Below are 25,421 nucleotides of genomic sequence, written 5' to 3'. Positions count from 1 at the left end.
CTCGGTTGTCTGTCCTGACGCTATCGCGAGCAGGCTCGCTCCCACAGTTGATCTCCAGCGAACACATTATTTGTGTACGACCAAAATCCAATGTGGGAGCGAGCCTGCTCGCGATGCTTTTAGCGGTTCAAAAATCGGCGTAGGTACTCGACGTGTTCGCGATGCGCCACCTCCTGCACCACCGGTTTCAAACGCACCGTAGCGCCCGGCAGACACTGCGCCAGCCGCGCCAACGCCAACGGCGTCAACGCCCCCAATCGCGGATAGCCGCCGATGGTCTGCCGATCATTGAGCAACACAATCGGCTGCCCATCCGGCGGCACCTGCACCGCGCCCAGCGGGATGCCTTCGGAAATCATCGGTTTGCCCTGGTATTGCAACGCCGTCCCCAGCAAACGAATGCCCATCCGGTCGGCACGGCTGTCGAGGGTCCAGACACTGTTGAACGCGTCGAACAAACTCTGGCCGCTGAACTCGCCGATCTGCGCACCGAGTACCAGGTCAAGCGGCGTATCCAGTTTGAAATTCGGTACATGCTCGTGCGGCAATTCCCGCAGCAACAACAACGCACTGCCCGAATAGCCCAACGACGCGCCTTTGGCCAGCGCCCGGCCCAGGCCATCCAGGCCACCGAGTTCCTCACGGACCACCGTCGCGCTGCTGCCCAACACCTTGGGCGCATCAAATCCACCCGGCGCGGCCAGGTAAGCCCGAGCCCCCAGCAACGGCTGAGTGAACTGCAATCGCTGGCCCTTGTTCAGCCTGAAACTGCGCCACGGCGCCAACGCTTCACCATCCACCTGCGCGCCAAGATCCGCCCCGGCCAGTGCCAGCACGCAATCGTCCTCGGCCACCACGGTGAACCCGCCGAGGGTGATTTCGATAACCGGCGCATCCAGCCCATTGCCCAGCAGCCAATTGGCCCAGGACATCGACCGCCAATCCAGCCCGCCGCCCTGAGTCACGCCCAGGTGCCGCACGCCAAAACGACCTGCGTCCTGCAACAGGCACAGCGGCGTACTGGCTTCAATCGATAGACGGCTCATGCCTGCGCCTCCAGTGGCGTGTCGTCACCACCCAGGTTGATGAACTCGGCGTGACTGACCGCTTCAAAACGCACCGTATCGCCCGGTTGCATCAGGCTATAGCCGTCGCGTTCGCGGTCGAACAGTTTGGCCGGTGTGCGGCCGATCAGGTTCCAGCCGCCGGGAGACACCACCGGATAAGCCGCCGTCTGGCGTTCGGCGATGCCGACACTGCCGGCAGCGACCTTCTTGCGTGGAGTATTCAAACGCGGCGCGGCGAGCACTTCCTCCACCAGCCCCATGAAAGCAAACCCCGGCGCAAAGCCCAACGCGAACACCTGATACTCCCGCTCGCTGTGACGGCGGATCACCTCCTCCACCGAAAGCCCGCTGCGCCTGGACAACAGGTTCAATTCCGGGCCAACACTCAAGTCGTACCAGACCGGCAGCACATGGCATCTGCCGCCAGTGCTGGCGTTCGGCGACAGATCGATCAAGGCTGCGGCGATCAATTCCCGAGCCTGGGACGGACTCAGCGCGTTCAGATCGTAATGCACCATTAACGTTGTATAGGACGGCACCAGATCGATCAGATGCCCGGCGAACGCCGCACGCAGACTTTCGCTGGCCGCGAGCATCCACGGCATGTTGGCCTCGGCAATCTCATCGAACAGACGCACCATCAGGCAATCCAGGGCGACCACTTCCACACGCAGTTTCATGGTGCGCTCTGCTGATTCAAGGCGTCACGGATACGGCGCACGGCGGCGACCGAACTGGCGTTGTCGCCATGTACGCACAGGGTATTGGCCTGCAAGTGCAAGGGGCTGCCATCGCTGGCAATGAGGTTGCCGCCACGGGCAATGGTCAGCGCCTGCTCAATGATTTTCTCGGGATCGTGATGCACCGCCCCCGGCAGTTGCCGTGAAACCAGCATGCCGGCGCTGTCGTAAGCGCGATCGGCAAAGGCTTCGAACCACAGGGTTACGCCATGTTCATCGCCCATTCGCTGGGCGGCGCTGTTGTCGCGAGTGGCCATCAGCATCAGCGGCAATTGCCGGTCGTAGGACGCCACGGCCTGCAGTACCGCGCGCAATTGCGCCGGGTTGGCCATCATGTCGTTGTACATCGCGCCATGGGGCTTGACGTAACTCAGGCTTCCGCCCTGGGCCCGGCAGATGCCGTCGAGGGCGCCGATCTGGTAATGCAGAATGTCTTGAAGTTCCTGGGCGGTATAGGCCATGGAACGACGGCCGAACCCCACCAGGTCCTGATAGGCCGGATGAGCACCGATCTGCACGCCATTGCTCAGGGCCAGGCTGACCGTCTTGCGCATGATGCTCGGGTCGCCGGCATGAAAGCCGCAGGCGATGTTGGCGCAATCGATGTAGGGCATGACTTCGGCGTCCAGACCCATGGTCCAGTTGCCAAAGCTCTCGCCGATGTCGCAGTTCAATAGCAGGCGGCTCATGCTGAACACTCCTGTAGGCATATTCTTTTTACTGCCGGGCAGATACCCCGCAGATTATCAGTTACTCGGCGTCCAGTTGCTTGCCACGGGTCTCTGGCAGGCTCAGCGCCGCGAGAATGACCACCCCGTAGGAAACCGCCGCGAAAGCGCCGATGCCCACGCTCAATGGCACTTTCTGGCTCAGCAAACCGATCAGCAGCGGGAACAACGCCGCCAGCGCCCGGCCAATGTTGTAGCAGAAGCCCTGGCCCGAGCCGCGAATCCGCGTTGGAAACAGCTCGGTCAAAAACGCGCCCATGCCACTGAAAATACCCGAAGCGAAGAAGCCCAGCGGAAAGCCCAGCCAGAGCATCACGGCGTTGCTGACCGGCAATTGGGTGTAGAGCAGAACGATGGTGAACGAGCCAACCGCGAACAGAATGAAGTTCTTCTTACGGCCGAGGATGTCAGTCAAATACGCGCTGATGACATAGCCGACGTAGGAACCGACGATCACCATCGCCAGATAACCGCCCGTGCCGAGTACGCTCAAGCCGCGTTCGTTCTTCAGAAAAGTCGGCAGCCACGATGTGATTGCGTAGTAACCGCCCAGTGCGCCGGTGGTCAGCACCGATGCGCGAATCGTGGTGAAGAGGATGCCGGGGGCGAAGATCTCGTAGAACTTCGCCGGGTTGCTCGGTTCCTGTTTGGCTTTGGCTTCGCGGTAGATTTCCGGGTCCTTGACCAGACGACGCACGAAGATCACGAAAATCGCTGGCACGATGCCGAGAATGAACAGAGCACGCCAGGCGTCTTCCGGCGGCATGATCGAAAACAGCAGCGCATACAGAATCGCCGTCAGCCCCCAACCCAGCGCCCAACCCGATTGCACCATGCCCACCGCTTTGCCACGGTCCTTGGCGCGAATCACCTCGCCCATCAGCACGGCGCCAGCGGTCCATTCACCGCCGAAACCGAAGCCCATCAAGGTGCGGCTGATCAGCAGTTGCTCGTAGTTCTGGGCGAAGCCACACAGAAACGTGAAGAAGGCGAACCACAGCACGGTGAGTTGCAAGGTACGTACGCGGCCGATGCGGTCGGAGAGAATCCCCGCCACCCAGCCGCCGATGGCCGAGGCAATCAGGGTGCTGGTGTGAATCAACCCGGCTTCACCGGTGGTGATGCCCCACATGGCAATCAGGGTCGGCACCACGAAGCTGAGCATCTGGGTGTCCATGCCGTCCAGGCCATAGCCGATCTTGCAGCTCCAGAACGTGCGGCGTTCCTGCTGATTGATGTTGCGATACCAGTCGAAAGGTCCCGGGCGAGCCGTGGCTTTCGGGATGGCTGTGGTGTCGGGCGCACTCATGGCAAATCTCCGCGCTGATTTTATTGGTATTGTTCTGAGCCCCGACGACGCCTATCGTGGGAACCGGATGGCCTGATTTTTGGGCGCCCGGTCCTTCCACGTCCAACTAATAAAACCCCGGCCCAGGCATAAGAAAAAGTTGATCGCATGAATCTGAAATTTCTCGAGACCTTCGTCTGGGTCGCTCGACTCAAGAGTTTTCGCCTCACCGCAGACAAACTCTTCACCACCCAGGCCTCGATTTCCAGCCGCATCGCGGTGCTCGAAAGCGAGCTCGGCGTGAAGCTGTTCCTGCGCGATTCACGCGGCGTGAGCCTGACACCCGAAGGCTTGAAAGTGCTCGATTACGCCGAGCAGATGATGGACACCATGCAAGCCCTCAAGCAGTCGATCGAGACCCGTTCGAGCAAGGTCGGGCGCGTGCGGATCGGCGTGATGGACACGGTGATTCACACCTGGCTGAGCCCATTGGTGGCGCAGATGATGGATCACTATCCGCTGGTGGAAATCGAGCTGGTGGCCGATACCTCGCTCAACCTCTGCGATCAACTGCAAAAAGGCTTTCTCGACCTGATCCTGCAAACCGACCTGCTGCGCCAGGAAAGCGTGCGCAGCCTGGAACTGGCCAGCCATCCCATGGGCTGGATCGTGGCCAGTAATTCAATCTACAACCGCGAATATTCGGGCATTGCCGACCTGGCTCGGGAACGGATCATTACGTACTCGAAAAACTCCCATCCGCATCAGGAAATTCTCGCCCTGATGCAGGCTGGTGGCGTCATGGCACCACGGTTGAATTGCGTGAATTCGGTGTCGGCGATTACCCGCCTGCTGCGGGACGGTTTCGGCATCGGCGCGTTGCCGCCGGTGCTGGTGGCCGAGGAACTGGCGCGGGGGGAATTGACCTTGCTGGCGATCGATCAGCGGCCACCGAATTTACAGGTGGTGGTGTCGTGGCGCACGGGGGTGGAGTGGGTCGAGGAGATTGTTGCGTTGTGCCAGCAAGTGCTGAAGGGGTATGCGCGCAAGGTGGGTGAAAACTACATCGTCCTCGCCAGTTGAGCATTTGTAACGTTCGGCTATGTAGGAGCTGGCTTGCCAGCGAAGGTCGTTAACGATGACGCGTTTCAGCAGGCTGACCGTTGCGCCTTCGAATCTTTCGCTGGCAAGCCAGCTCCTACAGGGTTGAACGCAAGTTCGGCTGGTTACAGGCCGCGCACGTCTCGATCTTCGATCGGCCGGCTCTGGCGCAGGCGTTTGCCGCCCAGCACCACCCAGTCGATCAATCGGAACAGGCACTCGATGCCGAACGACAGCAGCAACGCGCCGCTCATGCCCCAGATCATCGCCTCCGGCGTCAGCAGGATCTGGTAGCTGTAGCCATTCCAGGTTTCCTTGCGGATATCCGGGTCGGCGGCCAGCGCCACTTGCAGGAAGCGGATGTACCACGGGCCTTGCATGGCCTGGAATTGCTTGTCGAGGGCGACCTGACGGGTGAGCAAAGTGCTCAGGCTGTCGGCATCGCTGCGAAAAATCGGATCTTCGCTGGCGCGGTAATGGGCGACCAGCGCCTGCATGTCACCCTTGAAAAACTGATTGGCCGTGCCCTGAAAACCGCTCAATGAGGTCTGCGCTTCAATCAAATGCGCTTCGACCCGTTTGGCGTAATCGCTGATGAATCCCGGCACCTGGACACCGATCAACAGGCCCGCGGCGAACAACACCAGCCGTAGATAACTGAGCAACATGGGGCAGAGTCCTTATTCGGTCTTGCCCTGGCTGACGCATTCGCCGCGTCGCCAGAGGCTCCATTGGCCCGGTTCGTAGCGGGTCCAGGTTTCGTTTTCAGTCAGGGGTTCGGTGGCGATCACCGTGACCACATCATTGGGCGTGGTTTCGGCCTGGAAGTCGACGATCACATCGACATCCTTCAAGCGCGCCGGGCCGAACGGCGCGCGACGGGTAATCTGCGCCAATTTGGTCGAGCAATAGCAGAACAGCCAATCGCCATCGCTGAGCAGGCAGTTGAACACGCCTTTGCTGCGGTATTCGGCGCAGGCGGCCACCAGGCCCGGCAGCAGCGCTTCGATCTCTACCGGTTCGGGAAACTCGGCGCGTACCCGGTTGAGCAAATCGCAGAACGCCGCTTCGCTGTCGGTATCGCCGACGGGACGGTAGAAACTCATGATCGGTTGAAAATCCGCGAGCTGACCGTTATGGGCGAAACACCAGTTGCGCCCCCACAGTTCGCGCACGAACGGGTGAGTGTTGGACAGGCAGACCTTGCCGACGTTGGCCTGGCGAATGTGCCCGATCACCACTTCGCTCTTGATCGGGTAGCGCTGCACCAGGTTCGCCACTTCCGACTCGCTGCTTGCGGCCGGGTCCTGGAACAGCCGCAGGCCACGGCCTTCATAGAAAGCAATGCCCCAACCGTCACGGTGCGGCCCGGTGCGCCCACCTCGCTGCATCAGCCCCGTGAAGCTGAACACGATATCGGTCGGCACATTGGCGCTCATGCCCAACAATTCACACATGTTCGGACTCTCGATTCAAGGCAAGGGACAAGGTTACAACCGTGGTTCGACGCGCATACGCTGAGGGTTGCTCGGGACCGGTGGACGCCCGTAGCGGTCATCGCCGGCGCCACCGAAGGGTTGATCCTCTTCAGGTTCATCGGCTCGGGCCGCAGCCTTGGCGGCGGCCGCCTGTTCCTTGCGAGCCTTGGACTTGCGCTCGATCGGGAAACGGATCGCCACGAACACCAGGTAAATGCCGAAGGCGATCATGCCGTACATCAACAGGTCGGAAATCGCCCGCCAGGCGTTGTTGCCGACCTTGAAGGCAAGGTCCAGGGCCGTGATGGCGATGGCCGGGGCGACTTTTTCCTTCACCGGATCGATGATGGTCGGGCTGAACAGCAACACGGCCATCAGCAGCCGCAGCGGCTCACGCAGCCAACGCCACATCCAGCGGGTCAAGCGCATCCACACCAACAGGCAGCCCAAAGCGGCAAAGGCGTAGAGGCCCCAAGCGATCAGATAGTCGTTCTCGGTCATGGTGTCCATGGCAAGGCAGGCAAAGAGGCGCTTATAGTAACGACTTTTCGCACATCAGGCTTGCCCGCCGTCTGCGAACCCTATTTCGTACCACGTTCGAGAGCAATTCATGCCCCTATCCGCCAACGTTTCCGACGCGCCCATTGCCCACAAGGCTGAAGGTTCTGATCCGTATGCCTGGCTGCAGGAGCGCGACACCCCTGCGGTGCTCGACTACCTGAACGCTGAAAACCGCTACCAGGAGGCGCAAACCGCCGACCAGGCTGAATTGCGCGAGACCCTGTTCGAAGAGATCAAGGGCCGGATTCTCGAAACCGACCTGTCGCTGCCCTCCCCGTGGGGCCCGTACCTGTATTACACGCGCACCACCGCCGGTGACGAATACGCCCGTCACTACCGCTGCCCGCGTCCGGCCGACGACAGCCTGCAGCTCGACGAAAGCCAGGAACAACTGCTGCTGGACCCGAACGAGCTGGCCAAGGGCGGTTTTTTCTCCCTCGGCGCCTTCAGCATCAGCCCCGACCACCAGCGCCTGGCCTACAGCCTCGACACCACGGGCGATGAGATTTACACGCTGTTCGTGAAGGAATTGTCCAGCGGCCGTGTCAGCGAACTGGAATTCCAGGACTGCGACGGCAGCATGACGTGGGCCAATGACAGCCTGACGCTGTTCTTCGGCGAACTGGACGACACCCACCGCCCGCACAAACTGTTCCGCTATCGGCTGGACGGCACGGCGGCCGAAGAGGTGTTCCATGAGACCGACGGTCGCTTCTTCATGCATTGCTACCGCTCGAGTTCGGAGCAGCAATTGCTGCTGTCCGTGGGCAGCAAGACCACCAGCGAAGTCTGGGTCCTCGACGCGTTCCAGCCGCAACAGGCCTTTACCTGTATCGCGCCGAGGGTTGAAGACCATGAATACGACGTCGACCACGGCGCCCTCGATGGCGCATGGACCTGGTTCATTCGCACCAACCGCGACGGCATCAACTTCGCCCTGTACACGGCGGTCGACACCGGCGCAGCCCCAACCGAAGCTGATTGGCAGAACCTGATCCCGCACAGCGCCACAACGATGATCGAAGGCATGAGCCTGAACACCGGGGCCATGACCCTGAGCCTGCGTGAAGGCGGCTTGCCGATCATCGAGGTCTACCCGCAAGACCTGCGGAGCTACCGTGTGCAGCTACCAGATGCGGCGTACAGCCTGCACGTGCAGAACAGCCTGGAATTCGTCAGCGACAAGATCCGCCTGCGTTATGAGGCGTTGAACCGTCCGGCGCAAATCCGTCAGCTTGAGCTGGGTAGCGGCGAGCAAAAAGTCCTCAAGGAAACCCCGGTGCTCGGCCCGTTCGATGCCGATGCCTACGTCAGCCAGCGCCTGTGGGCTACCGCGCCGGACGGTACGCAAGTGCCGATCAGCCTGGTGGTCAAACGTGAAGCCCTCGGAAAACCGACACCGCTTTATCTGTACGGCTACGGCGCTTACGGCGAAAGCCTCGACCCCTGGTTCTCCCACGCCCGCCTCAGCTTGCTCGATCGCGGCGTGGCGTTTGCCATTGCGCACGTGCGTGGCGGTGGTGAACTCGGCGAAGCCTGGTACCGCGCCGGCAAGCAGGAACACAAGCACAACACCTTCAGTGACTTCATTGCCTGCGCCGAACACCTGATCGCCAAGGGTTTCACCACCTCGAAGCAACTGGCGATCAGCGGCGGCAGCGCCGGTGGATTGTTGATCGGTGCGGTGCTCAATCAGCGTCCGGAGCTGTTCGCGGCGGCGATTGCCGAAGTGCCGTTTGTCGATGTGCTCAACACCATGCTCGACCCGGACCTGCCGCTGACCGTCACCGAATACGACGAATGGGGCAATCCTGAAGAGCCGGACGTCTATGAGCGGATCAAGGCCTACGCCCCGTACGAAAACGTCACCGCGCAGGCGTATCCGGCCACCCTGGTGATTGCCGGCTACAACGACAGTCGCGTGCAGTATTGGGAAGCGGCGAAGTGGGTAGCCAAATTGCGCGCGACAAAAACCGACAACAATCCGCTGCTGCTCAAGACCGAACTGGGCGCCGGGCACGGCGGGATGAGCGGTCGATATCAGGGATTACGTGACGTAGCACTCGAATATGCATTTGTTTTCAAGGTTCTGGGCATCGCCTGAGGAACTTGGCCCGGCGTGTCGGTCTTAACTCCTGACACCGGGCCAGATCCAGCACAATTCCAATGTGGGAGCGGGCTTGCTCGCTCCCACATTGGATTGGGGACATCCCGAACAACCGGAACCAGACACAACAATAAAGACCGCACGACATGTCAGAACCGACCCTACTGAACAACGAAATTCGCGACTGGCTGATGGACTGCGGCCTGTTCGATCAACTGCTGCCCGCCGACTTCGCCGCCGCGTCCGGCTACTTCAGCATCAGCACCATTGCCCAGGGCGAAGAGATCTTTCACGAGGGCGATGCCGGCAGCTTCATGTGCATCATCCACACCGGCCAGGTGGCGGTGCAGAAAACCAACAGTGACGGGCAATTGGTCACCATGGCGACCCTGCGCAGCGGCCGCGCGTTCGGCGAAATGGCCGTGCTCGACGGCGAACGACGCTCGGCCAGTTGCGTGGCCGCCAGCCACTGTCAACTGCTGAACCTGGGCAAGGACTCACTGGAAAAGATGCTCAACGAAGCGCCGAAAATCGCCGCCAAGATCATCCGCGCCCTTGCCGTTTCCCTCTCCAAGCGCCTGCGCATGGCCGATGGGCAACTGCTCTTGCAACAAGTCTAACCACCAGGCGATTTGATTTTCGTGCTGTTCGGCTCAAGGCCCGGCACGGGCTGGTCCTTGGTCGGCGGGCTGGGCATTTCGATCGGCACCAACGGCGGGCCGCCACTGCCGGCGCCGGCTTTGGGCAATGGCGCGGGGCTGATTTGTGGGTACGGGGTGGGTGTCGCGGTGCCGGGTGAACCGGGCATCGGCTGGGGACTGGTCGGTATGGTTTGCAGCTCCTGGGCCTGCACTGCAGTTATCGAGAGCGCGGCCATGGCAATGACCGTTAGAATGGTGCGCTTCATCAATGGCTCCGTTAGCCTTGTTGTCTGTTTGCAGGCTACTCCCAACTGCCTCCATTTGCCTTCCCTTATGCCCATTCTTCTCAAGAGAGCTCCATGAAACGTTTCGTTCTGCTCGACACCGCTCCCATTCCAGAAAACGGCGGTGCCCTGTGCCTGTTCGAATACGGCGATGATTTCGTCATCAAGATCCAGGGCGGCGACGGCGGGCAGTTGATGAACACCCGCATGCACGGCTCCGAAGATGCCCTGGCCGAGATCCCGTGCCGCAAGGTCGCCGGTCGGCCAAACTCACGGGTGCTGATCGGAGGCTTGGGCATGGGCTTCACCCTCGCCTCGGCGCTCAAACATTTGGGCAAGACCGCTGAAGTGGTGGTCGCCGAACTGGTGCCCGGCGTGGTGGAGTGGAACCGTGGGCCGCTGGGCGAAAAAGCCGGGAACCCGTTGCTCGACAAGCGCACGGTGATCCGCATGGAAGACGTGGCCAACGTCCTGCAAGCCGAGCCGCAAGGGTTCGATGCGATCATGCTTGACGTCGACAACGGCCCCGAAGGCCTGACCCAGAAAGCCAACAGCTGGCTCTACTCCGCCGGCGGCCTGAGCGCCTGCGCCAAAGCCCTGCGACCCAAAGGCGTGCTGGCGGTCTGGTCGGCCAGCGCTGACCGGCAGTTTTCCGACAAACTGAAAAAGGCCGGCTTCAAGGCTGAGGAAGTCCAGGTCTTCGCCCACGGCAACAAGGGCACCCGCCACACCATCTGGATTGCCGAGAAGCTCAAGGGCTGAGCTAAACTCTGTTCATAACCGTCATTAGTCTTTTTACAAAGGTGAACCCATGAGTTCGTCAACGCCCCCGACCAACACGTCGAAACTGGACCGCATCCTCGCCGACAATCAGCGCGACAAGGAAATGGGTTACCGCGACAAGGCCCTGAAGATGTACCCGCACGTGTGCGGCCGCTGCGCCCGTGAATTCTCCGGCAAGCGCCTGAGCGAGCTGACCGTGCACCACCGCGACCACAACCACGACAACAACCCGCAGGACGGCTCGAACTGGGAATTGTTGTGCCTGTATTGCCACGACAACGAACACTCTCGGTACACCGACCAGCAGTATTTTGACGAGGGTTCGCTGAGCAGCCCGAAAATCGCCAAGGCGACGCATAACCCGTTTGCGGCGTTGGCGGGGTTGATGAAGAAGGACGACTGAAGCTCTTCATTGCCTGAGCTGGCCCCATCGCCAGCAGGCTGGCTCCCACAGTGATCGAGGTGACCAGACTGGCGCAGATCAGTGTGGGAGCCAGCCTGCTGGCGATGGCGGCCGCACCTGCACCGTCAATCTCCGATCTGACCGCAGCTCCCCAATCCCCGTATAATCGCCGTTTTTTCCCCGAAGGCACCCCGCTCGTGGCAGATAAACGGTACAGCTGCATTGGTTTGTATAACCCCAAATCACCGGAAAACGTCGGTTCGGTGATGCGCGCCGCTGGCTGTTATGGCGTGGCGTCGGTGTTCTACACCGGCAAGCGTTATGAACGCGCCGCCGACTTCGTCACCGACACCAAGCGTGTCCACTACGACATTCCGCTGATCGGCATCGATGACCTGAAGAAAATCCTGCCCCTGGGTTGCGTTCCGGTCGCCGTGGAACTGGTCGATGGCGCCCGCTCGCTGCCGGAATACACCCACCCGGATCGCGCGTTGTACATCTTCGGCCCGGAAGACGGTTCGCTGGATAAAGAGATCCGCGACTGGTGCGAAGACGTGGTCTACATCCCGACCACCGGCTGCATGAACCTGGCCGCCACCGTCAACGTCGTGCTCTACGACCGCATGTCCAAAGGACTCAACACCCGTTCTGGCGCGAAATTCCGCTGAAACGCTGCACATTCGATGGAACAAGCCGCCCACCTCGGCAGTCAGCTTAATTATCTATTCTTGAAGCAGCCCTTCCCGTCAGGAGACAGATCATGAGCGAACTCAAACGCGTAGAACGCATCGAATCCACCCCGTTCCAGACGAATCCCGACCAGAACGTTCACGGTTGGGAGCGCATCGGCTCCCTCGCTGGTGGCGTGGTCATGGTCGGCAAAGGCCTGCGTCGTGGCGGTGTGTTCGGCTTGATTCAAGTGGCGATCGGCGGTGTGGCACTGGCGCGCGGTATTACCGGGCACAGCTCAGCCAAGAGCCTGTTGGAGAAAAGCCGTCAGGACATGAACAACGTGCGGGCGAAGATTCAGCGGGCGGGGGAAGAGTTGAACAAGTTGAAGGCAAATGCCGAGGCGGCGACCAATACGGCTACCGTGACGGGCAATGATTCTTTGACGTCGCCAAAAACCGGGATTTGATCCGGGATTTGTACTGAGGCTTACGGCCGCATCGCGGGCAAGCCCGCTCCCACAGGATTACGCGGCGTACACAACATTTGTGATCATCGCCATCACTGTGGGAGCTGGCTTGCCAGCGAAAGCGGTGTTACTGAAGCAACTCGGTATCAAGGACTTTGGAAGACTCGCCAATAACGCTGTCAGCGAGCTGCACGAATTCCTTGGTATCGATACTTCCCAAATGCATCGCCCCGCGCAACACATCATCCAGCGAGCGCTTGTTGCGGGTCTTCAGGCGAATCTCGCGATCCAGTTCCTGTAGCAACACCACCGCTTTCGCCACCTGCGCCGGGCTGATCTGTTCGCCGCGCAACGTCGTGACTTTCTGGCTGTCCTTGACCAGCTTGCCGTGCAGGGTTTCATAGCGCTCATCACTCATGCCGCCCGCGCGGCGCAGCAGTTCGATGGCGTAATACTCGGCAAACCCTTCGCTGATCCAGTCGCTGCGCTGCTGGTCGTTGATCCGCCCGAACACCTGGGCCAATTCGCGCACCAATACACTGGTGCCGCTTTCACTGACCAACGGCAAACGCGTGTTCAGATAGATCGATTCGCGCGCCGCCAGGCTGCCACGCCACATCGGGTCGTTGGCGCCGACAATCAGCAGTTTGGCCGGATGACGGGGGAACACCTCTTGCACGTGCGGCCAGACAAACGTCAGCAGCGTCAGCACATCCATGCGCCGCATGCCCTGGCCCTGAGGCGAGGCGACGGTGACCTCGGTTTCCCCGAGTCGCGTGCGTCGGGTGCCGAGGTGGCCGGCGAGCATCCAGCCGGTGGGCCGGTCGAACAGTCGCGAAACGTTGTCGATGCGGAACTTGTTCTTGCCGATCCGTGGCCAAGCGGTCTCGACGCTTTTCCAGCCGCTGGGCAATTCGAATTCAAGGCGTGATACCAGCTCGATGCCGTCCTGCTGATCGAGTTTGGCGGCCGGCACCAGATCGTCGCCGCGCATCAACGCCCAGGTCGGGGTCATGCGCGTGTCGAAGCTGCCGCTCTTGCGCCCATGGCTGATGCGCACGCGGTAGGTCAGGCTGGCCTTGTCGGCGGCCGGACGCCAGACGCCTCGGGCCGCTTTGCCCGGCGTGAGCCGCCATTCTCCGTCGGCCTTGAAATCACTGTAGTGGCTGCCGTCGCCGAGGTCGAAATCCAGGCTGCGCACCGCCGAGCCCTGGGCCAGGGTCAGACGCACTTCCGCCTGATCGCTTTGCGGCAACAGGCGCACGTGGTAATCCAGATCGACTTTCTTCGCCGCCCACACGGGCGAGCTCAGGGCCAATAATCCGGCCAACGCCAGCCGCAATCCCACAGCCATACACACTCCTTCGTGAAACGTTAAATCGTCAGGCGTTTAACCCGCCCGGAAAATCAGATGCTCTTCCCAATCGTCTTCCGGCACGCTGCCTTCGGCGAGCATGCGCCCGGACTGGGAAATACGTTCGTGATGCACCGCATCGCGATCGCCGCACACCAGATGGTGCCAGAGTGGCAAGTCCTTGCCTTCGCTGACCAGTCGATAACCGCAGGTCGGCGGCAGCCATTTGAACTCATCGGCCTTGCCCGGCGTGAGCTGGATGCAGTCCGGCACGAAGTCACGACGGTTGGGGTAATCGCTGCACTGGCAGGTATTCAGGTCCAGCAGTTTGCAGGCGATACGCGTGTAATAGACGCTGTTGTCGTCTTCATCTTCGAGCTTTTGCAGGCAGCACAGGCCACAGCCGTCGCACAGCGATTCCCATTCCTCTGGATCGAGCTGATCGAGGGTTTTGCTTATCCAGAACGGTTCGACTTTGGCGGCCATGGTTCAACATCGACATCAGGTGGTGAAAAGGCCGCCAGTCTAGTGCCCGCAGCCCCGTGGGCCAAGCATTGGCGACTGCCGGTAGAACGGCACTTGTCAGTTCTTGCGCCGCCAAGTAGCTTTGCCAGTCGCAAGGAGCCAAGCCTGGGTGCCATTAACGCTCAACCGCGTTGCATTCAGGTGAATTGCCACGGCTCTCGAAAAACCTCATCGCTCAGCTCAACTGCGCCCGCAGGTTTCAAACGCCCTTCCCTTTCAAACGTAGCAAGGAATCGATTGATGAGTGCTAATCCACGCGTTGCCGACTATGCCATCCACCCACAATTCACCGATCGCTGGTCGCCCCGCGCCTTCACCGGCGAAACCATTCCCGAGGAAACCCTGCTGAGCTTCTTCGAAGCCGCACGCTGGGCGCCATCGGCCTACAACTCGCAGCCTTGGCGGTTTCTCTACGCGCGTCGCGACACGCCGAACTGGGAGCGCTACCTGGGCCTGTTGAACGAATTCAACCGCAGTTGGGCGCAACACGCCTCGGCGCTGGTGATTGTGGTATCGAAAACCACGTTCGCGGTGCCTGGCGCCACTGAAGAAACCCCGGCCCTGTGGCACACCTTCGACACCGGTTCGGCCTGGGGCCATCTGGCGCTGCAAGCGAGCATCAGCGGCTGGCACACCCACGGCATGGCCGGTTTCGATCAGGAACTGACCCGCAAGGAGCTGAACATTCCTGAAGGCTACGCGCTGCACGCAGCAGTGGCGATCGGCAAACTGGGCGACAAGTCGACGCTGGCGGATTACCTGCAAGCGCGTGAAGAGCCAAGCCCGCGTCGTCCGTTGAGCGAGTTGGCGGCTGAAGGCGATTTCACCCTTTAAGCCCCACCAAAAAACCAATGTGGGAGCGGGCTTGCTCGCGAAGGCGATGTGTCAGTCGATACTAATGGTGACTGACATTCCGCCTTCGCGAGCAAGCCCGCTCCCACATTTAATCTGTGGTGTTCACAAATAATGTGTTTACCGCAGATTCAATTTGATTGCGGTGGGCTCAGTAGCCGCGATTGAAATCCACTTCTCCGCGCAACGCCTCACCCGCCTGATACGCCCGCAGGTTCTCGACAAACAGTTTCACCATCATCGTTGGCGAAGTCGGTGCCGAGCTGTGGCCGGTCAGCAGCAAGCCCCAGGCGGTCCAGAACGGATGACGTTGCGGCAGCGGCTCCTGACGGCAGACGTCGATCACGGCGCCCGCCAGATGCCCTTCTTTCAAGGCCTCCACCAGGTCCGCATCAACCACCGCCACGCCGCGTCCGACGTTGATGAACAACCCGGTCGGCTTGAACTGCTTGAACAGCGCCGCGTCGTACAGGTCATGGGTATTCGGCGTATTGGGCAGCAGATTGATCACGTAATCCACTTCACCGACCAAACGCGGCAGGTCGGCCAATGCGCCGACTTCGACAAACGGTGCCTGCTCGCGGGTTTCGCTGGCGATGCCGTACAACTCGACGCCAAACGGCACCAGGAATTGCGCCACGGTCTGGCCGATGTCGCCGGTGCCAACGATCAATACTTTGCGACCGGCCAGGCTTTGGCCCTGGCGGCTGTCCCACTTGCGCTCGACCTGGCTGACCAGGCGTGGCAACACTTCGCGCTCGTGGCCGAGCATGTAGGTCAGCACGTATTCGGCCATGACCTGACCGAAAATCCCCACCGCCCGGGTCAGGCGATAGTGGCGAGGCAAGCCGTCGGCCAGCAGCGGCGTGATGCCGGCCCAGGTCGATTGCAGCCATTGCGGCTCGTGGCCCTGACGCAGCAGGGTCGCCAGCAGGTCCGGCTGGCCGAGCCAGATCGGACAATCAGCCGCCTGGCTGGCCAGTTCGGCGGAATTACCACTGGTCAGCACTTCCAGCTCAGGCGCGGCCTGACGCAACAGTTGGGCGTACACAGGGTGGTCGTGTTCAGCAATGAGAACGCGCATGGCTCAAACCTTTCAAAAGCAGTGCAGACGGTCACCGACGGAGTACTGCTCCATCGTCGCGACCGTCGCCAAATATCATTCCAGTGTTTCACAAAGGCTCTGAACAGAACCTGACTAGCGATCACATCGGGTCGTTGCGGCGCAGCAATTCTTCCGGCAAGTGCTCGATGTACTCGTCTTCGGCCGGCGGCATTTGCAAGTGGTAACCCTGCTTTTCAAGGTTTTCCAGGACCACGGTGATGTCCTCGCGCGACAGTTTGCGCTCGGGGGTCAACACCAGGTCGAAAGCGTGATGAGGTTTGCCGAAGGCCGCCATCAGACTGTCCGGGACGCGCTCCAGTGCATCGCTTTTGAGCACATAGAGGTACATCTCGTTTTTCTTCAGGCTTCGGTAGATGGAGCAAATACGTTTCAAGGCTGTTCTCCGGCGGTGGCCAGGCTGTCGAGCAGCGCCTGGCCCATCAATTCGCGGCGCCAGCCACGCAGCGAATCAGGCAATTGGTAAGGACCATTGGGGTAGCCGCTCTTGAGCAGCGCTTCCAGGGTTTTCTTGCGCAGCATCAGCTCCGGCGCGATGTTCAGGCGCTCGGCTTCGGCCTGGCCGATCGCGCGCAGTTGCTTGACCAGCGTGGCGGCATCGACCGGCAATGGCTCCGGCACGGCTGGCGGCCATTGATCTGGCGACACACTGCCAGAGCGCTTGATCAGATCAAGCAGAAATTCGCCGTCCTGACGCACGGTACGCGGGTGCATGTCTTCGATTTTCGCCAACGCGCCGAGGTTGTCCGGCTGCGTCCGCGCCAGCGGCCACAGGGAATGCTCACGGACGATGCGATTGCGCGGCAGATCGCGGGCACGGGCCTCGCGCTCGCGCCAGGCACAGAGTTCGCGCAGCACGGCGAGTTGAGCGCGGGACAGCTTCCAGGCCAGTTTGGCGTCGCGATAGACCTCGTACGGGTCGACCTCGCGGCGCAGGTTGGCCACCAGTTCGGCGCCGTCTTCCAGGACCCAGGCGTATTTGTCGTCAGACAGCTTCGGACGCAGCTGTACGAAAACTTCCGCCAGGTGCAAGGCATCTTCGGCGGCGTAGCTGATCTGGGTGTCGGACAGCGGACGTTGCAGCCAGTCGGAACGGGTCTCGCCCTTGGGCAGGTCGATGCCGAGCACTTCCTGCACCAGCCGCGAATACCCCATCGAGAAACCGAGGTTCAGGTAAGCGGCGGCCAGTTGGGTGTCGAACAGCGGTGCCGGCAGGCTGCCGGTCAGGCGCAGCAAGACTTCGAGGTCTTCGCTGCACGCGTGCAAAACTTTGACCACGGCCGGGTTTTCCAGCAACTCGGACAACGGCTGCCAGTTATCGATGGTCAGCGGATCAATCAGGTAAGCGCGTACGCCATCGCCGATCTGCAGCAAACCTGCTATCGGATAAAAGGTGTCGACCCGCATGAATTCGGTGTCGAGGGCAACGTAGGGCAGCTGCTGCCACTCGGCGCAAAACTGACCGAGGCTATCGTTGTCGCGAATCCAGTGAATATCGATGGCCACACGGCTCTCCCTTGAAGAATGGCGCGCAGTATATATCGCCCCCGGCGATTTCCGCGCCTCCACTGAACAAGAGCTTTAGCGAAAACACCGGCCGGATAGCAAGAAATGTCTGACAAAGGGAGGTTAGCTGGCCTTACGGAGCACGTAGACGCGCATCCGTGCGCAACCCGGCAGGAAATCCTGATAGCTGATCACACGCAAGCCCGCCTGCTTGAACTCGGCTTCCACTTCGGCCTTGCTGACCAACTGGCGGGGCGCAGCGCCGTCTGCGTGGGTGCGCCGCCGCTTGAAATGAGCATCGACCCGTGCCGCGACAATCACCGTATCGCGACTGACCCGACGGAATTCGCCCAGCATCGCCAGACGATGCTCGGGGCTGGCGATGTGTTGAAACAGTTGCATGCAAAAAATGCAGTCCACGGCATTGGCGGACAAGCCGATGGTGAATGCGGAGCTCTGAAAGGTCTTGACTCGCTGCAACAGGTTCTGCGGATGGTGGGTCTGGGCGTGATTGAGCATGTCCTGGGACGGGTCGGCCGCGAGGATCACCCGGTTTGCATGCTCGGCCAGCACTGGCCAGAAGCGCCCGACACCGCACGCGACATCGAGAATCAGCCCCGGCTCGCCGGCCGCCTTGAGCGCGTTGCGCACCAGTTGCTCGTCACGCCAGAACGTCAGGCGCCCAGCCAGGCCACGCGGTTGCGGCTGCAGACAGACGCGGGCGTGTTCCTGATCGTAGCGCCGGGCGAACTCAAGTTCGATGGCGGATGGGGGCTGAGCGGACATGTGCAAGGGCTCTTGGTGGAAACATTACCGGCCGCAGGTTAGCGGCCGGTGCGTGAAAAAAAGGTCGAAGCATTCACTCTTTGGCCAACACGCCGTCGATCACGGCACCACGGCACCCGGCGAACATATCCAGGTCCTGGTTGTAGACCTTGCTGTTGACCTCCAGCAAACCGAGCATCGAATGGAACAGGTTGTCCTGGCTCAAGGGCTTGTCACGACTCAGTTGCAGGCAATGCGTGTCCACCGAGAAGGACTTTTGATAACTGTCGGAAAACCACGCCAGCATCGCCACGTGTTTTTGTTGTTCCGGCGCCAGCATGTAAGGCGTGCCGTGGAGGAACAAGTTGTACTCGCCCAGGGATTCGCCGTGGTCCGACAGATAGAGCATCGCGGTATCGACTTTGTCCTGGTTGCTGCGCAACAGATCGATCAGGGTCGACAGCACGTGGTCGGTGTACACCAAGGTGTTGTCGTAACCGTTGACGATACTTTCGCGAGTGCAATTGTTCAGCGCATTACTTTCGCAGACCGGGGTAAAGCGTTCGTACTCTTTCGGGTAGCGCTTGAAGTACTCCGGACCGTGACTGCCCATTTGGTGCAACACCAGCACCGTGTCTTTATCCAGGGTGTCGATGAAGTGCTGCAAACCTTGCAGGAGAATTTCGTCGCGGCATTCGCTTTTGGCGCACAACACCGGGTCCTTCAGATTACTGACGTCGTCGAGGGTCACCCGATCGCAAGTACCTTTGCAGCCCGACTGGTTGTCACGCCAGATCACCTCAAGACCGGCGCGCTTGAGCACATCGAGCAAGCCTTCTTCGTTCTTTGCCGTGCTGGCGTTGTAATCCTTGCGCCCCATATTGGAGAACATGCACGGCACCGAGACCGCCGTTTCGGTGCCGCAGGAATGCACATCGGTAAACGCGATCAGGCCGGCTTCTTTATCCAGTTTTGGCGTGGTATCGCGGTCATAACCGAGGATGCCGAAGTTCTCGGCCCGCGCACTTTCGCCGACGACCAATACCGTCAAGGATTTGCGACCGTGGGTTTGCCAGGCGGGATTTCGCTGGGCATCGACGCCAATGGCGACAAAGGGTTGCCGCGCCGAGACGATCTGTTCACGCAGATAGCCGACTGACGCGCCGATGTAGTTGCTCGGCACCACCATCAGGCGCAACTCATGGTGGTTGCGAAACAACGAAGACAAGCCTTGGTAGTTAACCAGTGCGACACCACCGATCACCGCAACTGACGCACTAGTCACGAGCGCTTTACTGAGTAGTTCACGGTGCCAACGACGGTAACTAACCGGTGTTTTCCACAACAACCAGGACGGTATAACACCGAGCACAAGAATATAGACAAGCAACTTGACCGAGAGTAAGTCGCGCACTTCCGTCGCATTGGTTTGTGCGAAGTTACGCAACATGCCGGTGTCCATCAAAACACCGTACTGACTCATGAAGTACGCCACGCCGGCGCTGACCATAAAGATCAATGTCAGGACCGGTTTCATCACCGGCCTGAAAGCCAGCAAGGTCAGGACGATATTGAAGGCCGCCAGGATCATCACCCCGAACGCCACGCGCATGACCAGGCCTTTGCCGTCAGACGCGGTGATTTCAAACAGGTGCTGCCAGAGCACGAAATTGAAACCCACTAATAAAAAGGCGCTGGCCATCAGTGCCACCCACTCGGGGCGCACAGCTTTAATATTCAACATGATGAGCGACTGTTCCTGAAAAGAAGTGCCGTCAATAAATGTGAAAATTTCATTTACCGCGACAGCACTAACTTTAGGCAGCCACCCATCAATTTTTTGTGAAAAAGAAGCCAACGATTAGTTGGCTCATGGCATTAAGCCAAAACTTCCAATGTATTTGAGAATGGTTCAGGCCTGGTTCAGGTACCAACGCCAATCCTGCTCACCCACCTCGCCCATGAACTGTCGGTACTCGGCACGTTTCACCGCCAAGTACACGCCAAGGAATTCACCGCCGAATGCCTCCCGCGCCCAACTCGAACCTTCCAGCGCACGCAATGTAGTCAACCAGTCCGTCGGCAACAATTCCGTGGCCTGGGCGTAACCATTGCCCTCCACGGGCTCGCCGGGGTCGAGTTGTTCGCGAATTCCGCGATGAATCCCGGCCAGGATCGCCGCAGCCGCCAGATACGGGTTGGCGTCGGCACCACAGATACGATGTTCGATATGCCGGGAGAACGCCGGCCCGCCGGGCACGCGCAAACTCACGGTGCGGTTGTCGACCCCCCAGGTGGCCGCCAACGGCGCATAGCTGTTGGTCTGGAAGCGGCGGTACGAGTTGGCATTCGGACAGAACAGCAGCAACGAATCGAGCAAGGTGCTGAGCAAACCGCCGACCGCCTGGCGGAGCAGTGGCGTGCCGTCCGCGGCTTCGCTGGCAAACAGATTGTTGCCGTCCTTGTCCGCCAGGCTGACGTGCATGTGCATCCCGGTGCCCGCCAGGTCGTCGAAGGGTTTGGCCATGAAGCACGCAGTCATCCCGTGCTTATGCGCAACGCCCTTGACCAGCCGCTTGTAGCGCACCGCTTCGTCCATCGCCTGTAGGGCATCGGTGCGGTGTTCGAGGGTAATTTCCACTTGCCCCGGCGCGTATTCGGAAATCGCCGTGCGCGCCGGAATGCCCTGGAGCTTGCAGGCGCTGTAGAGATCGGCCAGGAACGGTTCGATCTGCTCCAGTTCACGCAAGCCGTAGACCTGAGTGCCTCGCGGTCGCCCACCGTCGACATCCCGTGCCGGTTGCGGCCGACCGTTGCTGTCGCGCTGCTGATCCAGCAAGTAAAACTCCAGCTCCGCCGCCATGACCGGGTAGTAGCCGTCGGCCTGCAAGCCTTCAACGACTTTCGCCAGCAGATGCCGTGGATCGGCGATGGTCGCCGGCATGCCTTCCTTGGGGTGCATGCTGACTTGCACCGCCGCTGTAGGAATCAAGCGCCAAGGCATGCGCGTCAGACTGCCGCTGATCGGGTAGGCCCGGCAGTCGATATCACCGACGTCCCAGACCAGCCCGGAATTTTCCACGTCATCGCCATTGATGGTCAGGCCCAGAATCGTGCTCGGCAATGGCCGCCCGCTTTCGTACACCGCCAGCAACTCATCGCGATGCAGCAACTTGCCCCGAGGCACGCCGTTGTTGTCGAGGATGAACAACTCGAACATCTCGATATCCGGGTTCTGTTCAAGAAAGGTCAGGGCTTCTTGCTTCGTGGCGAAGGAGGTCGTGGCAAAACTCATGGGCATTCTCTTATTTCCGCGTCAGGCAAGCGCATAGGCGCCGCCGCTTTGATCCCACGCGCAGCGCGGGACCTGTAGGAATTATCAACGGGAAATGCAGGCATCCGGTGGGCGCGCGTGACGGCAGTGCCACAGCGCCCAAAAGGCTAATTCGGAGGGGAGTGCGACTGGACAATCGTCCATAGAGAAGACCGCAGCAAACAGATGAGCAGCAGCGTCACACGGGTGGTTAAGTCGTTAAATCGGGATTTGAAGAACTTTGGGTGTGAGTTGGCTAAACATTAGCTGACCGCTTAAATCTACCAAACACCGCCTCCCCCTGTGGGAGCGGGCTTGCCCGCGATAGCGTACTGACAGTCGACATAGTTGCTGATTGTGAAACCGTCATCGCGGGCAAGCCCGCTCCCACAGGTTTTTTTGTGTGGCCGCAGTGGTATTTAATTTCTAAATACAACCCTGGACTTTCTGGTTTGCGGCCCTGCCGGCCTCGCGCGCCTAATCGGCTCCTTGTTCTTCAAGGTTCGATGATGGAAAACGTTCGCGCAACCACCCGCCCTGCCCTCTGGCTGATGTTCAGCATCATGCTCGTCGCCCTGAACCTGCGCCCGTCCATGGCCGCTGTCGGGCCTTTGCTGTCGGCGATTCGCGGCGACATTGCGCTGAGTTTCAGCCTGGCCTCGTTACTGACCATGCTGCCGGTGATGGCGATGGGGTTGGCGATGTTCTTCGGCCTCAGCGTCAGCCAGCGCCTCGGCGAACAGCGCACCGTGGTGCTCTCGTTACTGATCATCGCCGTGGCGACGGTGTCGCGCCTGTTCCTCGATTCGGCGGCCGAACTGATCCTCAGCGCCGTCCTGGCGGGGATCGGTATTGCGCTGATCCAGGCGTTGATGCCGGCGCTGATCAAATCCCGTTTCAGCGACAACGTTTCCGTGTGCATGGGGCTCTACGTCACGTCGATCATGGGCGGCGCGGCGATCGCGGCCTCCTTCGCGCCATTGGTGATGACCCGCACCGGCAGTTGGCGCGTGGGGTTGGCGATCTGGGCGGCACTTGCCGTGCTGGCGTTGCTGTTCTGGTGCGTCCAGCGTTCGAGGATGCCGGCACCGGTTTCGAAAACGTCAGGGAACCCGTCCTTCTTCAAGAATTCCCGCGCCTGGCTACTCGCGATCTTCTTCGGGCTGGGCACGGCGTCCTACACCTGTGTGCTGGCCTGGCTGGCACCGTACTACGTGGAAAAGGGCTGGAGCGAACAAAACGCCGGTTTGTTGCTGGGCTTCCTGACGGCCATGGAAGTCTTGTCCGGCCTGTTGACGCCGGCCATCGCCAATCGCAGCCGTGACCGACGCTGGGTGCTGGTGGTGTTGCTGACGCTGATCATGGCCGGCTTCTGCGGTTTGATACTCAGCCCGCCACACTTGAGCCTGCTGTGGCCGTGCCTGCTGGGATTGGGCATTGGCGGGTTGTTCCCGATGAGCCTGATCGTGTCCCTGGATCATCTGGACAACCCTCAGCGCGCCGGTGGCCTGACTGCGTTCGTGCAAGGCATCGGCTACCTGATCGCCGGCCTCTCGCCACTGATTGCCGGGATGATCCGCGATCAGCTCGGCAGCTTCGAATGGGCCTGGTGGTCACTGACCGGCGTCATGGCGCTGATGATCCTGATGGTGCTGCGCTTCGATCCCCGGCACTACGCCAGGCACATTCACTAACCCGGAACCCCGACCATGAAACACACCGGTTTCGCCGCCGCGCACTTGGGCATGTTGCTCTGGGCCGTGTTGATCGCCGCCTCGTTTCCAGCCGCCGCGCAGGTCAGCCAGGCCATCGACCCGATCCTGCTGACCGGTTTGCGCCTGCTGTTCTGCGCCCTGGTGTTTTTGCCGCTGCTGCTGTTAAAGGGCGATACCGCCATGACTGCGCGCGGACTGCTCGGCCATGCCGCACTCGGCTTGTTGCTGGCGGTGTATTTCGGCTCACTGTTCGAAGCGCTGCGCTACACCTCGGCAGTTAACACCGGGACGATGTTCACCTTGGTGCCCTTGCTGACACTGCTTTTCGAAGCGCTCCTGATGCCCTACAACAGCCTCAAACAACGGGCGCTGCCAATGCTGGTTGCTGCTGCCGGGGCGGTGTTGCTGGTTCTGAAAGGCACAGGACCGAGCGAGTTGCCATCGCTCTACGCGGTGTTGGTGTATGGCGTCGGTTGCCTGGCGATGGCGCTCTATTCGCCCCTGAGTCAGCGGCTCAAGGCCAACAGTCTCAAAGGTCGTGGCCCGGTAGGCATGACCTTCTGGAACATGCTGTTCGGCGCGCTGTTTTTGCTGGTGTTCTGTGGGTTCAGCGGCGGCTGGCGATCGGCGTCATTGCTGACGCTGAATGATTTCTACTGGCTGATCTACCTGGCCGTGTTCGCCACGCTGGCGACCTTCTGGTTGCTGCATCGCGCTATCGGCGTGATCGCCCCGTCCTCGGTGATTTCCTACATTTACTTGAGCACGTTGTTCATCACCTTGTTTCACTGGCTCTGGTTGCGTCAGTCGCCGTTACCACTGGAAATCATCGGTGCATTGTTGGTAGGCATCGGTATGCTGGCCTTGCTGATGTCCAGCCGGCGTGCGGTGTTTGCAACCGCTCAGGACTGAATGCCTACAAGGCATTCTCCTGGCACCATCGTTCCGTTAGGATCATTCGCACAACATTGCGCACCATCAGCGCAAGGAACGCAGCGAGAACGGAACGGATGCTGAACAGTAATTTGCTAAGAAAGCTCGATATGCAGGACCTCATGGTGTTTATCGCCGTGTATGAGCAAAGCAGCGTCACCGGTGTGTCCGAGACGCTCTGCGTCAGCCAGTCCACCGTCAGTTACTGCCTGAAAAAACTGCGCACCAGTTTCGAAGACGAGTTGTTCATCAACACCCGCGCGGGCATGCGTCCGACCTACAAAGCCGGCACCATGTACACCCACGTGCTGAAAATCCTCGAAAGCATCAATCTGTGCCACGCCGGGGCGCCGGCATTCGATCCGGCCTTGCAGCCAGTCACGTTCAACATTTGCGCACCGGAATACTTCGAACAGTTGATTCTGCCGCGCCTGTTGAAGCGCTTCGATTCCGCCGACCTGTCGGTGATGATCAACATGCACAAGTTCGAAACCGATATCCCCGCCGAAGACCTGCGCGACGGCAGCCTCGATCTGGTGATTTGCTTCGGCCCCAACTTCCATCGCAGCCACGGCGATGTCAAATCCCGACTGCTGTTGGAGGACGATCTGGTCTGTGTGTTCGACAAACGCGCCACGCCGCTGCAGCCGCGCTTAAGCCTGCAAGCCTTCGTCGAACGCCGGCACGTGTTCCCGACACCCTGGACGTCCACCACCAATATGGTCGACGGCTGGCTCGCGCAGCAGGCGCAAAAGCGCCAGATCGTTGCGCGCGCCAACAGCTACAGCGCGGCGCTGAAGATGATCACCGGCACTGACTTCATCCTGACCTTACCCCGGCGCATCCAGCAATTGCTGGCCAACGACGCGATCTTCAATCACTGCGAAGCGCCCAACGGCTTGCCGGGTTTCACCCTCGACATGCAATGGAGCCAAAGCGTCGATCAGGACAGCGCCAACACCTGGCTGCGTGAGCAAGTGGTCAAGGCCTGCTCCGAGCAGGAACTGACCTGACAC

27 protein-coding genes are annotated in these 25,421 nt (G+C 60.5%); 11 read left to right on the top strand and 16 right to left on the bottom strand.

Annotation, left to right across the window (positions count from 1 at the left end):
* Positions 1-119: 119 nt before the first annotated feature.
* From ACA057_RS07335 to ACA057_RS07320, 4 genes are all read right to left on the bottom strand, one after another.
* Positions 120-1,046, bottom strand: a complete 927-nt coding sequence (locus ACA057_RS07335) for a 5-oxoprolinase subunit C family protein (protein WP_497347088.1) — start codon at positions 1,044-1,046, stop codon at positions 120-122.
* On the bottom strand, positions 1,043-1,747 hold the full coding sequence (gene pxpB / locus ACA057_RS07330; RefSeq protein WP_497347086.1) for a 5-oxoprolinase subunit PxpB: 705 nt from the start codon (positions 1,745-1,747) through the stop codon (positions 1,043-1,045). The genes ACA057_RS07335 and pxpB overlap by 4 nt, the downstream gene beginning before the upstream one ends.
* Entirely contained in the window at positions 1,744-2,496 is a 753-nt protein-coding gene (locus ACA057_RS07325) for a 5-oxoprolinase subunit PxpA (RefSeq protein ID WP_497347084.1), read from the bottom strand. The genes pxpB and ACA057_RS07325 overlap by 4 nt, the downstream gene beginning before the upstream one ends.
* A 61-nt stretch (positions 2,497-2,557) precedes the next feature.
* On the bottom strand, positions 2,558-3,844 hold the full coding sequence (locus ACA057_RS07320) for an MFS transporter (RefSeq protein WP_401360011.1): 1,287 nt from the start codon (positions 3,842-3,844) through the stop codon (positions 2,558-2,560).
* 147 nt (positions 3,845-3,991) lie between these two features.
* On the opposite strand from ACA057_RS07320, the gene ACA057_RS07315 reads away from it, so the two are divergent.
* A complete protein-coding gene (locus ACA057_RS07315; RefSeq protein WP_497347081.1) occupies positions 3,992-4,906 on the top strand; it encodes a LysR family transcriptional regulator in 915 nt (304 codons plus the stop codon).
* 143 nt (positions 4,907-5,049) lie between these two features.
* Here ACA057_RS07315 and ACA057_RS07310 read toward each other — a convergent pair whose 3' ends face one another.
* Genes ACA057_RS07310 through ACA057_RS07300 form a run of 3 tightly spaced genes read right to left on the bottom strand, consistent with a single transcriptional unit; the run spans position 5,050 to position 6,912 of the window.
* Positions 5,050-5,592: a DUF2937 family protein gene (locus tag ACA057_RS07310; protein ID WP_497347079.1), complete on the bottom strand. Its 543-nt coding sequence runs from the start codon at positions 5,590-5,592 to the stop codon at positions 5,050-5,052.
* Between the two features lie 12 nt (positions 5,593-5,604).
* The gene (locus tag ACA057_RS07305; RefSeq protein ID WP_497347078.1) at positions 5,605-6,381 is read right to left on the bottom strand and encodes a class II glutamine amidotransferase; all 777 of its coding nucleotides are present in this window, start codon (positions 6,379-6,381) and stop codon (positions 5,605-5,607) included.
* Between the two features lie 33 nt (positions 6,382-6,414).
* Complete coding sequence (locus ACA057_RS07300) at positions 6,415-6,912, bottom strand: MFS transporter (RefSeq protein WP_497347076.1); 498 nt, start codon at positions 6,910-6,912, stop codon at positions 6,415-6,417.
* Positions 6,913-7,012: 100 nt separating this feature from the next.
* On the opposite strand from ACA057_RS07300, the gene ACA057_RS07295 reads away from it, so the two are divergent.
* Together ACA057_RS07295 and ACA057_RS07290 are read left to right on the top strand one after the other, a co-directional pair.
* Positions 7,013-9,067, top strand: a complete 2,055-nt coding sequence (locus ACA057_RS07295) for a S9 family peptidase (protein WP_497347074.1) — start codon at positions 7,013-7,015, stop codon at positions 9,065-9,067.
* Positions 9,068-9,216: 149 nt separating this feature from the next.
* Positions 9,217-9,690, top strand: coding sequence for a cyclic nucleotide-binding domain-containing protein (locus ACA057_RS07290; RefSeq protein WP_497347072.1), 474 nt, complete (start codon positions 9,217-9,219; stop codon positions 9,688-9,690).
* Here ACA057_RS07290 and ACA057_RS07285 read toward each other — a convergent pair.
* Positions 9,687-9,977: a hypothetical protein gene (locus ACA057_RS07285; RefSeq protein ID WP_497347070.1), complete on the bottom strand. Its 291-nt coding sequence runs from the start codon at positions 9,975-9,977 to the stop codon at positions 9,687-9,689. The genes ACA057_RS07290 and ACA057_RS07285 overlap by 4 nt on opposite strands.
* A gap of 93 nt (positions 9,978-10,070) precedes the next feature.
* Between ACA057_RS07285 and ACA057_RS07280 the strand changes: the two genes are divergently transcribed.
* From ACA057_RS07280 to ACA057_RS07265, 4 genes are all read left to right on the top strand, one after another.
* Complete coding sequence (locus ACA057_RS07280) at positions 10,071-10,757, top strand: spermidine synthase (protein ID WP_497347068.1); 687 nt, start codon at positions 10,071-10,073, stop codon at positions 10,755-10,757.
* A 49-nt stretch (positions 10,758-10,806) separates the two neighbouring features.
* Positions 10,807-11,181 (top strand): YajD family HNH nuclease, encoded by a 375-nt coding sequence (locus ACA057_RS07275; protein ID WP_059406653.1) that lies wholly within the window; start codon positions 10,807-10,809, stop codon positions 11,179-11,181.
* Positions 11,182-11,378: 197 nt separating this feature from the next.
* Positions 11,379-11,849 (top strand): RNA methyltransferase, encoded by a 471-nt coding sequence (locus ACA057_RS07270; protein ID WP_007944014.1) that lies wholly within the window; start codon positions 11,379-11,381, stop codon positions 11,847-11,849.
* Positions 11,850-11,941: 92 nt separating this feature from the next.
* Positions 11,942-12,319, top strand: coding sequence for a YgaP family membrane protein (locus tag ACA057_RS07265; protein ID WP_497347065.1), 378 nt, complete (start codon positions 11,942-11,944; stop codon positions 12,317-12,319).
* A gap of 127 nt (positions 12,320-12,446) precedes the next feature.
* Here ACA057_RS07265 and ACA057_RS07260 read toward each other — a convergent pair whose 3' ends face one another.
* On the bottom strand, positions 12,447-13,673 hold the full coding sequence (locus tag ACA057_RS07260) for a hypothetical protein (protein ID WP_497347063.1): 1,227 nt from the start codon (positions 13,671-13,673) through the stop codon (positions 12,447-12,449).
* 36 nt (positions 13,674-13,709) lie between these two features.
* Positions 13,710-14,159: a YcgN family cysteine cluster protein gene (locus ACA057_RS07255; RefSeq protein WP_497347061.1), complete on the bottom strand. Its 450-nt coding sequence runs from the start codon at positions 14,157-14,159 to the stop codon at positions 13,710-13,712.
* 279 nt (positions 14,160-14,438) lie between these two features.
* Here ACA057_RS07255 and ACA057_RS07250 point away from each other — a divergent pair, with 279 nt between their 5' ends.
* Positions 14,439-15,032 carry a nitroreductase family protein gene (locus ACA057_RS07250; protein ID WP_497347059.1) on the top strand — a complete coding sequence of 198 codons (594 nt, stop codon included), beginning with the start codon at positions 14,439-14,441 and terminating at the stop codon, positions 15,030-15,032.
* Positions 15,033-15,201: 169 nt separating this feature from the next.
* Here the strand turns inward: ACA057_RS07250 and ACA057_RS07245 are convergent, their stop codons facing one another.
* The 6 genes from ACA057_RS07245 to ACA057_RS07220 form a co-directional block, all read right to left on the bottom strand.
* On the bottom strand, positions 15,202-16,134 hold the full coding sequence (locus ACA057_RS07245; RefSeq protein WP_497347057.1) for a D-2-hydroxyacid dehydrogenase: 933 nt from the start codon (positions 16,132-16,134) through the stop codon (positions 15,202-15,204).
* Positions 16,135-16,255: 121 nt separating this feature from the next.
* Complete coding sequence (locus ACA057_RS07240) at positions 16,256-16,549, bottom strand: YcgL domain-containing protein (RefSeq protein ID WP_401360047.1); 294 nt, start codon at positions 16,547-16,549, stop codon at positions 16,256-16,258.
* Positions 16,546-17,679, bottom strand: coding sequence for a ribonuclease D (rnd, locus tag ACA057_RS07235; protein WP_497347055.1), 1,134 nt, complete (start codon positions 17,677-17,679; stop codon positions 16,546-16,548). Before rnd ends, ACA057_RS07240 begins: the two co-directional genes overlap by 4 nt.
* A 123-nt stretch (positions 17,680-17,802) precedes the next feature.
* Positions 17,803-18,465, bottom strand: a complete 663-nt coding sequence (locus tag ACA057_RS07230) for a class I SAM-dependent methyltransferase (protein ID WP_497347053.1) — start codon at positions 18,463-18,465, stop codon at positions 17,803-17,805.
* A 73-nt stretch (positions 18,466-18,538) separates the two neighbouring features.
* Positions 18,539-20,188, bottom strand: a complete 1,650-nt coding sequence (locus tag ACA057_RS07225; protein WP_497347051.1) for a phosphoethanolamine transferase — start codon at positions 20,186-20,188, stop codon at positions 18,539-18,541.
* 168 nt (positions 20,189-20,356) lie between these two features.
* Positions 20,357-21,739 carry a glutamine synthetase family protein gene (locus ACA057_RS07220; protein WP_497347049.1) on the bottom strand — a complete coding sequence of 461 codons (1,383 nt, stop codon included), beginning with the start codon at positions 21,737-21,739 and terminating at the stop codon, positions 20,357-20,359.
* 527 nt (positions 21,740-22,266) lie between these two features.
* Between ACA057_RS07220 and ACA057_RS07215 the strand changes: the two genes are divergently transcribed.
* The 3 genes from ACA057_RS07215 (at position 22,267) to ACA057_RS07205 (ending at position 25,418) form a co-directional block, all read left to right on the top strand.
* Positions 22,267-23,451, top strand: coding sequence for a cyanate transporter (locus ACA057_RS07215; RefSeq protein WP_497347047.1), 1,185 nt, complete (start codon positions 22,267-22,269; stop codon positions 23,449-23,451).
* A gap of 15 nt (positions 23,452-23,466) precedes the next feature.
* Entirely contained in the window at positions 23,467-24,384 is a 918-nt protein-coding gene (locus ACA057_RS07210) for a DMT family transporter (RefSeq protein WP_497347045.1), read from the top strand.
* A gap of 98 nt (positions 24,385-24,482) precedes the next feature.
* Positions 24,483-25,418, top strand: coding sequence for a LysR family transcriptional regulator (locus ACA057_RS07205; protein ID WP_497347043.1), 936 nt, complete (start codon positions 24,483-24,485; stop codon positions 25,416-25,418).
* The last annotated feature ends 3 nt before the right edge of the window (positions 25,419-25,421 follow it).

The sequence above is a fragment of the Pseudomonas sp. LBUM1661 genome (assembly GCF_059695925.1).
This window is presented reverse-complemented; position numbering and strand designations above follow the sequence as displayed.

What these genes read in the sequence shown, in the direction of transcription:
- ACA057_RS07290 (WP_497347072.1), top strand. Translation starts at nt 9,217, where the DNA reads ATGTCAGAACCGACCCTACTGAACAACGAAATTCGCGACTGGCTGATG.
- ACA057_RS07225 (WP_497347051.1), bottom strand. Translation starts at nt 20,188, where the DNA reads ATGTTGAATATTAAAGCTGTGCGCCCCGAGTGGGTGGCACTGATGGCC.
- ACA057_RS07305 (WP_497347078.1), bottom strand. Translation starts at nt 6,381, where the DNA reads ATGTGTGAATTGTTGGGCATGAGCGCCAATGTGCCGACCGATATCGTG.
- ACA057_RS07315 (WP_497347081.1), top strand. Translation starts at nt 3,992, where the DNA reads ATGAATCTGAAATTTCTCGAGACCTTCGTCTGGGTCGCTCGACTCAAG.
- pxpB (WP_497347086.1), bottom strand. Translation starts at nt 1,747, where the DNA reads ATGAAACTGCGTGTGGAAGTGGTCGCCCTGGATTGCCTGATGGTGCGT.
- ACA057_RS07230 (WP_497347053.1), bottom strand. Translation starts at nt 18,465, where the DNA reads ATGTCCGCTCAGCCCCCATCCGCCATCGAACTTGAGTTCGCCCGGCGC.
- ACA057_RS07265 (WP_497347065.1), top strand. Translation starts at nt 11,942, where the DNA reads ATGAGCGAACTCAAACGCGTAGAACGCATCGAATCCACCCCGTTCCAG.
- ACA057_RS07275 (WP_059406653.1), top strand. Translation starts at nt 10,807, where the DNA reads ATGAGTTCGTCAACGCCCCCGACCAACACGTCGAAACTGGACCGCATC.
- ACA057_RS07205 (WP_497347043.1), top strand. Translation starts at nt 24,483, where the DNA reads ATGCTGAACAGTAATTTGCTAAGAAAGCTCGATATGCAGGACCTCATG.
- ACA057_RS07255 (WP_497347061.1), bottom strand. Translation starts at nt 14,159, where the DNA reads ATGGCCGCCAAAGTCGAACCGTTCTGGATAAGCAAAACCCTCGATCAG.
- ACA057_RS07335 (WP_497347088.1), bottom strand. Translation starts at nt 1,046, where the DNA reads ATGAGCCGTCTATCGATTGAAGCCAGTACGCCGCTGTGCCTGTTGCAG.
- ACA057_RS07250 (WP_497347059.1), top strand. Translation starts at nt 14,439, where the DNA reads ATGAGTGCTAATCCACGCGTTGCCGACTATGCCATCCACCCACAATTC.
- ACA057_RS07295 (WP_497347074.1), top strand. Translation starts at nt 7,013, where the DNA reads ATGCCCCTATCCGCCAACGTTTCCGACGCGCCCATTGCCCACAAGGCT.
- ACA057_RS07215 (WP_497347047.1), top strand. Translation starts at nt 22,267, where the DNA reads ATGGAAAACGTTCGCGCAACCACCCGCCCTGCCCTCTGGCTGATGTTC.
- ACA057_RS07280 (WP_497347068.1), top strand. Translation starts at nt 10,071, where the DNA reads ATGAAACGTTTCGTTCTGCTCGACACCGCTCCCATTCCAGAAAACGGC.
- ACA057_RS07310 (WP_497347079.1), bottom strand. Translation starts at nt 5,592, where the DNA reads ATGTTGCTCAGTTATCTACGGCTGGTGTTGTTCGCCGCGGGCCTGTTG.
- ACA057_RS07300 (WP_497347076.1), bottom strand. Translation starts at nt 6,912, where the DNA reads ATGGACACCATGACCGAGAACGACTATCTGATCGCTTGGGGCCTCTAC.
- ACA057_RS07220 (WP_497347049.1), bottom strand. Translation starts at nt 21,739, where the DNA reads ATGAGTTTTGCCACGACCTCCTTCGCCACGAAGCAAGAAGCCCTGACC.
- ACA057_RS07260 (WP_497347063.1), bottom strand. Translation starts at nt 13,673, where the DNA reads ATGGCTGTGGGATTGCGGCTGGCGTTGGCCGGATTATTGGCCCTGAGC.
- ACA057_RS07285 (WP_497347070.1), bottom strand. Translation starts at nt 9,977, where the DNA reads ATGAAGCGCACCATTCTAACGGTCATTGCCATGGCCGCGCTCTCGATA.
- ACA057_RS07320 (WP_401360011.1), bottom strand. Translation starts at nt 3,844, where the DNA reads ATGAGTGCGCCCGACACCACAGCCATCCCGAAAGCCACGGCTCGCCCG.
- ACA057_RS07325 (WP_497347084.1), bottom strand. Translation starts at nt 2,496, where the DNA reads ATGAGCCGCCTGCTATTGAACTGCGACATCGGCGAGAGCTTTGGCAAC.
- ACA057_RS07245 (WP_497347057.1), bottom strand. Translation starts at nt 16,134, where the DNA reads ATGCGCGTTCTCATTGCTGAACACGACCACCCTGTGTACGCCCAACTG.
- ACA057_RS07210 (WP_497347045.1), top strand. Translation starts at nt 23,467, where the DNA reads ATGAAACACACCGGTTTCGCCGCCGCGCACTTGGGCATGTTGCTCTGG.